Origin of the sequence: Pseudonocardia humida, from assembly GCF_023898865.1 — a bacterium.
Lineage (GTDB): Bacteria > Actinomycetota > Actinomycetes > Mycobacteriales > Pseudonocardiaceae > Pseudonocardia > Pseudonocardia humida.
The window spans coordinates 45,092-51,189 of record NZ_JAGSOV010000056.1 but is presented as its reverse complement, the minus strand read 5'-3'; the positions used below and the strand labels follow the sequence as shown (position 1 = coordinate 51,189).

Here is a 6,098-nt window from a genome sequence, read left to right as displayed (position 1 = left end):
GCGCAGGCGCCGCCTTTCCCGCGTCCGGAGCTGGGCACGTCGCCCAGGACAGTCACTGTTCAGGGCGCCTCCGGCGGGGGGGGGGGGGCGGGGGGGCGCCCCCCCCCCCGGGGGGGGGGGGGCCCCCCCCCCCCCCGGGGGGGGGGGGGGGCGCGGCGCCCCCCCCGGGGCTCGGCCCGGCTCGCGGCGCTGCGCGCCGCCTCGCCCGGGGCGCGAGCGCGGCTTTCGTTGCGCCCGGCGGAGCGAACGCGACTCTCGTCCCGCCAAGCGAGCGAGTGGCGCGGTGGGCCGGCCTCGTCGGGCGAGAGCGCCACTCGCTCAACTCGAGCAGCAGCGGACCGGCGGGCGAGTGGCGCGGCGCGCCGCCCTCGTTGGGCGAGTCATCCGGTCACCCACCGGACCGCAGGAAGGGGATCCGGCGCAGCTCGGAGCGGGTGAGCGCGAGCTGGTGGGCGACCTCGGCCGCGATCAGCTCGGCGTGCAGGTCGGCCGGCTCGGACGAGGCCAGCGACCGGTGCCGGGCGACGATCGACTCGAGGGCGTCGAGCAGTCGGTCGCCGATGGCGTCGCGGCGCTCCGACCTGGTCGGTCGGGAAGGGGTCGACGAGACGGGTGTGGGCAGGGTCGTCACGGGAGGGCTCCAGGAGGCGAGGGGCGGACGGGGTGGGCTGGACGCGGTGCGTCAGCGACAGGCCTCGTCGAACGCGCTCTCCCGGCGGGACGGCCAGAAGCGCTCCAGGTGCGAGCGCAGGGCGGCCATGTCCCGATGATGACGAGCCGATCCGGCGATGGCAACGTGGTTGCGGTCCGACCGTCGCGCTCCCGACCTGCTCGACGATCAACTCCGGGCGGTGCAGGACGTGGTGCTTGGTGTACCGGACGACTCGCCACCCCTGGTCGAGCAGCGCGGTGTGCCGTCCGATGTCCCGCAGCACCGAAGCCGGGTCGGCGTGCACCGCACCGTCGTACTCGATGCCGATCCGGTGCGAGGGGTAGGCGAGGCCAACCAGACGGCGGTGCGGGCCCGCTCGTCCTGGACCACCCACCGGACCTCGGGGACCGGCAACCCGGCCCGCACGACGACCAGCCGCAACCGCGTCCCCACCGGAGAACCCGCCCGCGCATCGGCGTACGCCAGTGCCGCGGCCACCCCGGCGTTGCCGCGCGCTCCGCGGTACCACGCGGCGAAGTTCAGCAGCGGGTCCGGGGCGGAGCGGTGGGCGTTGGCCAGCGCGTCCACGGCCACGACGCGGTCCTCCAACTCGCCGCGACGAGCGAGGTCGAACGCGGTCCGCAGGGGAGATGTCGTCCGGACGCCGTCCACCTCGACGATCTCGCCGGGGTCGAGGCGATCGCGCCACACCAGGAGTCCGGGGTGCCAGGGCGTCGGGGGTGACCACGCCGGCGGCGATCGCCGCCGAGCCGCGGAACGCCTCGGGCCAGCCCGTCGCACCCGTCACCCCGACGAGCTTCCCGGACGGTGGGCCGTCGCGAGGGCGTTCCGCGCAACTCGCGCTCGAACGGCACGTGAGCGGGGTCCAGCAGTGCCTCGGCCCCGCTCACGTGCCGTTCGACCGCTACCCGAGCGCCTGGTAGATCGCCGCGGTGTAGGCCGCGCTGCGGGTCGAGCCGATGATCCCCGGGCCCATGCCGTTCATCATGTAGGAGATCGTCACGCGCCGGTCCAGGTCCATGATGATCATCGAGCCGCCCCAGCCGCCCCAGAAGCAGATCCGGCCGTCGGGGATCCAGGGCAGGGTGTCGGCCTGCGGCAGTCCGTAGCCGATGCCCCAGCGCAGCGGGATGCCGAGCACCAGGTCGACGCCGTGGGCCTGCTCGTCGAAGATCAGGTCGATGGTGTCGGGGCCGAGCAGCCGCACGCCGTCGACCTCGCCGCCGAGGGCGAGCGCGGACAGCACCCGGGCCACCGAGCGGGCGTTGCCGTGGCCGTTGAGCCCGCCCATGTCGGCCTGGCGCCACGCCGGGGTGTTGGCGTACTCGGCGGTCACCGCCGGGCCGGTGAAGGTCTTGTAGACCGGGCTGTCCTTGCCCGCGGCCTCCAGGTCGAACGGGGCCGGCGGCGGCGGGACGACCTCGGCGACGCGGCCCCAGTCGGCCTCGACCGCGCCGATCTGGAAGTCCGCGCCCAGCGGACCGGCGATCTCCTCGGCGACGAACCGCCTCAGCGACTTCCCGGACACCCGCCGGACGACCTCGCCGATCAGGTGGCCGAAGTTGGCGGCGTGGTAGCCCGACGCGGTGCCCGGCTCCCACCACGGCGCCTGCGCGGCGTAGCGGGCGGTCGACTTGTCCCAGTCGTAGAGGTCCTCGACCGCGGCGGGAGCCTCCATGCCCGAGACCCCGGAGGTGTGCGACAGCAGGTGCCGCACCAGGACGCCCTCCTTGCCCGCGGCCGCGAACTCCGGCCAGTACCGGGCGACGGGCGCGTGCACGTCCAGCTGCCCGCGGTCGACCAGCATCAGCGCGGCCAGGCTGGTGACGGCCTTGGTCGAGGACCAGACGTTGGTGATCGTGTGCTCGTCCCAGGCGACGGTGCGCGCGGGGTCGCGGTAGCCGCCCCACAGGTCGACCACGACCTCGCCGTCGATGTCCAGCACCAGCGAGGCGCCCAGCTCCTCACCGGAGTCGATGTTGTCCTGCAGCACCGCGCGCACTGCGCGGAAGCGGTCGTCGCAGGTGCCCTGCAGCTCGGCCATGATCGGTCCTCCTCGTCGGGTGGTGCGCGGTCGGGACATCAGGCGCGTTCGGATCCGCGCAGCAGCGCGGCGATGGCCAGCTCGGCCTTCGCCGCGTCGGGCTGGTCGCCGGTGATGAGGTCGGCGTAGATGAACGACTCGGCGATCCGCACCACCAGGTAGGCCAGGTCGTGCAGGTCCAGCGCCGGGTCGAGGTGGCCGCGGTCGCGCTCCTGCTCCAGCAGCCGCTCGAAGGAGGCGACCACGTGCTGCTGCAGCGGGCTGGCCTTCGTCGTGATCAGCCGCAGGGCGCGTTCGGTGTCCCGGCGCAGGAACGCCCGGTAGTACGGGGCGTCGATGAGCGCCTGCGAGAACAGCCGCACGATCCGGCCGATCCGCTCCGGGCCGGTGCCGCCCGCGGCCGCCGCGGCGTCGCGCAGGGTGGGGTCGGCCAGCGAGGTCAGCACCGAGACGAGCAGCTGGTCGCGGTTGCCGACCCAGCGGAAGAGCGTGGTGCGGTCGACGCCGAGGGTCGCGGCGAGGCTCTGCGCGTCGATGCGCTCGCCGGCCATGAAGGTGCGCCGGGCGAGGCGGAGGGCGGTGGCGGCGCACGGGCGGGCGTCCGCATCGGTGTGAGCGGTCCCACTCATGTCGTGCACCATATGCACTGAGTGTTGCAACGAACAAGAGAAACGTTGCGTTGTCGATCGTGGACGCGCCGTAGGCGCGATCACACGTTCAGTCCACCGCTGGTTGACAGAGCGCAGTCGAGCACCACTTCCGGTGCAGTAGTACACCCGATCGGATTACGTTGTCGTCACGACACGGTAACGACCACCCGGAAGAATCAACGGGTGCCGTTCCTGCTCACCCCCCGCGGGCTCGCCCTGCTCACCACCATCGCCGGCGTGCTCTCGGCCTGGGCGCTGGTCGAGCAGTCGCAGGTGGCGATCCCGTTGAGCGTGGCGTTCGTGCTCGCCGCGTTCGGCTGGAGCCTGTCGCGGAACCACCCGGTGGCGGCCGCGCCCCCGACCCCCACCACCGGGCTGTGCACGGGCTGCCGCGCCGGCTGCGTCGAGTGCCGCGAGCGCATCGACTCACCGGCCTGACGCAGCGCCCGTTCCGAAACCTCCACGACCCCGTCCCGCCCGCCCGGCAGGATGATCGGATGGACGAGAGGAACGTTCCCGCCGAGACCGACGTGGTGGTGGTGGGCTCGGGCGCGGCCGGCCTCAGCGCGGCCCTGGCGGCCGCGGTCGGCGGTCTGCGGGTGGTGCTGCTGGAGGCCCAGGACCGCTGGGGCGGCACCACCGGGGTGTCCGGTGGGCAGGCCTGGGTGCCCGGCCACCACCGCGGTCCCGCCGAGGACCCCGAGGACGTGCTGGCCTACCTGCTGGCCCACACCAGCGGCCGCGACCCCGAGGTGCTGCGCGCGTTCGTCTTCGCCGCGCCGCGGATGGCGGCGTTCGTCGAGCGGCACTCCCCCGTCCGCTGGCAGGTGATGGACGCGGCCGACTCCTTCGCCGACGGGCGCGGCGGGCGGAACATCGACGTCGCCCCGGTCGCCACCGGTGAGCTGGGCAGCTGGGCGGAGATCGGGTGGCCGCCGCCGTACCCGCCGCTGCTGACTAACGCCGAGGTCGAGCGCCTCGGGCTGATGATCGGCGGCGAGCTGCCCGTCGACCTGCTGGCCGAGCGGGCGGCCGCCGGGCAGGTGGCGCTGGGCGCGGGGCTCGTCGTCGGGCTGCTGCACGGCTGCCGCGCGGCCGGCGCCTCGCTGCACCGCGGCCGACGCGTCACCGGTCTGCTCCCCCGCCCGGACGGCGGCGTGGGCGGGGTGCGCACCGCCGAGGGCGACGTCCGGGCGACCCGGGGCGTGGTCCTGGCCTGCGGCGGCTTCGAGCACGACCCGCGGCTGCGCCCCGATCTGCTCGGCGCCGCGCTCACCCACCCGGTGTCCCCGCCGGTCAACCACGGCGACGCGCTGCGCCTCGCCGCGTCCGCCGGGGCGGCCCCGGCGCACCTGGGCGAGAGCTGGTCGTGGCCCGTGCTCGCCGACCCCTACGCGCACTGGCCCGGCAGCGACGTCCCGCGCCCGCAGCTGGTGATCGCCGAGCGGATGCTGCCCCGGGCGATCTGGGTCAACCGCGACGGGCGCCGGTTCGTCGACGAGTCCAGCCACAACTGCGCGCTCGCCCTCACCGGGACCGACCCGGCCACCGGCGCCCCGCGCAACCTGCCCGCCTGGGCGGTCGTGGACGCGGGCTACCGCGAGCGCTACCCGCTGGCCGGCGCCGCTCCGGGCGCGCCGCTGCCGCCCTGGGTGCGCACCGCCGACACCCTGGCCGAGCTCGCCGAGCTGGCCGGCATCGACCCCGACGGCCTGGTCGCGACCGTCGCCCGGTTCAACGCGGCCGCGGCCGCCGGCGTCGACCCCGAGTTCGGCCGCGGCACCACCCCCTACGACCGCCTCGGCGGCGACCCGACCGCGCCGCACCCCAACCTCGGCCCGCTCGACCGCGGCCCGTTCCACGCCGTGCTCGTGCACGCCGGGCTGGTCGGGACCAAGGGCGGCCCGCGCACCGACGCCGCGGCGCGTGTACTCGACTGGGACGACCAACCGGTGCCCGGGCTCTACGCCGCGGGCAACGCCATGGCCGCGGTCATCGGCCCGGGCACGGTCTCCCCCGGCGCCACCATCGGCTCCGCCCTCACCTGGGGGTGGGTGGCCGGCACCGACCTGGCGGGCTGACCGCGTGATCAGGGCGGGCCACTAGCCGTGGTAGTCGACGACGACCACGCGGTCGGCGCAGCCCTGGCCCATCCGCGCCGACAGGATGTCGGCCAGCGCGCGGCGCATCCCCGCCGCGTCCCGCTCGGTGCGGATGCGGGTGCCGTCGAAGCGCTCCATCAGCACCGCCCGCTCGGCGCCGTGCACCATGACCGCGAACGGGACGGCCGCGTCCGGCACGTCGGCGATGCGCACCAGCACGTCGAGCGCGTCCAGCACGTCGCCGTGGTGGCGGGGCCACTCGGTGGGCCAGGCGGGCATCTCGCCGCGGCCGTCGCAGCCGTTGCAGGTGAACGCGGGGTCGGCCGCCCGCCGCTCGCGCCCGACGTCGTCGTCGCGGTGGCCGGTGCCCGCGCACCAGCGGCAGGTGCGCATGAGCTCCGGGTCGTCCTCGGGCCGGTAGCCCGACAGCACGCCGGTCCAGCGCCCGCCGATCTGGAACCAGTCCCACAGCCCGTCCGGGTTGTACCAGTGCGCCTCGCCGTCCGCGCCGGTGTGCAGCTCGACCTCGCGGCGGACGTCGTAGGGCGCGAGGGCCTCGGCCACCAGCCGGTCGACGTCGCCGTCGCGCGGGATGACCGCCAGCGCGTAGAAGTGCATGCCGATGCCGC

Annotated in this window: 7 protein-coding genes; 2 read left to right on the top strand and 5 right to left on the bottom strand. The window is 75.3% G+C overall.

What is annotated here, in order from left to right; translation table 11 throughout:
* Nucleotides 1–380: 380 nt before the first annotated feature.
* The 4 genes from KDL28_RS42205 to KDL28_RS26630 form a co-directional block, all read right to left on the bottom strand.
* On the bottom strand, nucleotides 381–935 hold the full coding sequence (locus KDL28_RS42205) for a putative endonuclease domain-containing protein (protein WP_372497077.1): 555 nt from the start codon (nucleotides 933–935) through the stop codon (nucleotides 381–383).
* Nucleotides 839–1,363 (bottom strand): hypothetical protein, encoded by a 525-nt coding sequence (locus KDL28_RS26640; RefSeq protein WP_252442756.1) that lies wholly within the window; start codon nucleotides 1,361–1,363, stop codon nucleotides 839–841. Before KDL28_RS26640 ends, KDL28_RS42205 begins: the two co-directional genes overlap by 97 nt.
* A gap of 214 nt (nucleotides 1,364–1,577) precedes the next feature.
* On the bottom strand, nucleotides 1,578–2,717 hold the full coding sequence (locus KDL28_RS26635; RefSeq protein ID WP_252442754.1) for a serine hydrolase domain-containing protein: 1,140 nt from the start codon (nucleotides 2,715–2,717) through the stop codon (nucleotides 1,578–1,580).
* 38 nt (nucleotides 2,718–2,755) lie between these two features.
* Nucleotides 2,756–3,346 carry a QsdR family transcriptional regulator gene (locus KDL28_RS26630; RefSeq protein WP_252442752.1) on the bottom strand — a complete coding sequence of 197 codons (591 nt, stop codon included), beginning with the start codon at nucleotides 3,344–3,346 and terminating at the stop codon, nucleotides 2,756–2,758.
* Nucleotides 3,347–3,550: 204 nt separating this feature from the next.
* Between KDL28_RS26630 and KDL28_RS26625 the strand changes: the two genes are divergently transcribed.
* Complete coding sequence (locus KDL28_RS26625; protein WP_252442750.1) at nucleotides 3,551–3,805, top strand: hypothetical protein; 255 nt, start codon at nucleotides 3,551–3,553, stop codon at nucleotides 3,803–3,805.
* A gap of 59 nt (nucleotides 3,806–3,864) precedes the next feature.
* Nucleotides 3,865–5,448: an FAD-dependent oxidoreductase gene (locus tag KDL28_RS26620; protein WP_252442748.1), complete on the top strand. Its 1,584-nt coding sequence runs from the start codon at nucleotides 3,865–3,867 to the stop codon at nucleotides 5,446–5,448.
* Between the two features lie 21 nt (nucleotides 5,449–5,469).
* Here KDL28_RS26620 and KDL28_RS26615 read toward each other — a convergent pair whose 3' ends face one another.
* Entirely contained in the window at nucleotides 5,470–6,087 is a 618-nt protein-coding gene (locus tag KDL28_RS26615) for a hypothetical protein (RefSeq protein WP_252442746.1), read from the bottom strand.
* Between the last annotated feature and the right edge of the window lie 11 nt (nucleotides 6,088–6,098).

Coding starts and splice junctions, on each gene's coding strand:
- KDL28_RS26635 (WP_252442754.1), bottom strand. CDS start 2,717: ATGGCCGAGCTGCAGGGCACCTGCGACGACCGCTTCCGCGCAGTGCGC.
- KDL28_RS26630 (WP_252442752.1), bottom strand. CDS start 3,346: ATGAGTGGGACCGCTCACACCGATGCGGACGCCCGCCCGTGCGCCGCC.
- KDL28_RS26620 (WP_252442748.1), top strand. CDS start 3,865: ATGGACGAGAGGAACGTTCCCGCCGAGACCGACGTGGTGGTGGTGGGC.
- KDL28_RS26615 (WP_252442746.1), bottom strand. CDS start 6,087: ATGCACTTCTACGCGCTGGCGGTCATCCCGCGCGACGGCGACGTCGAC.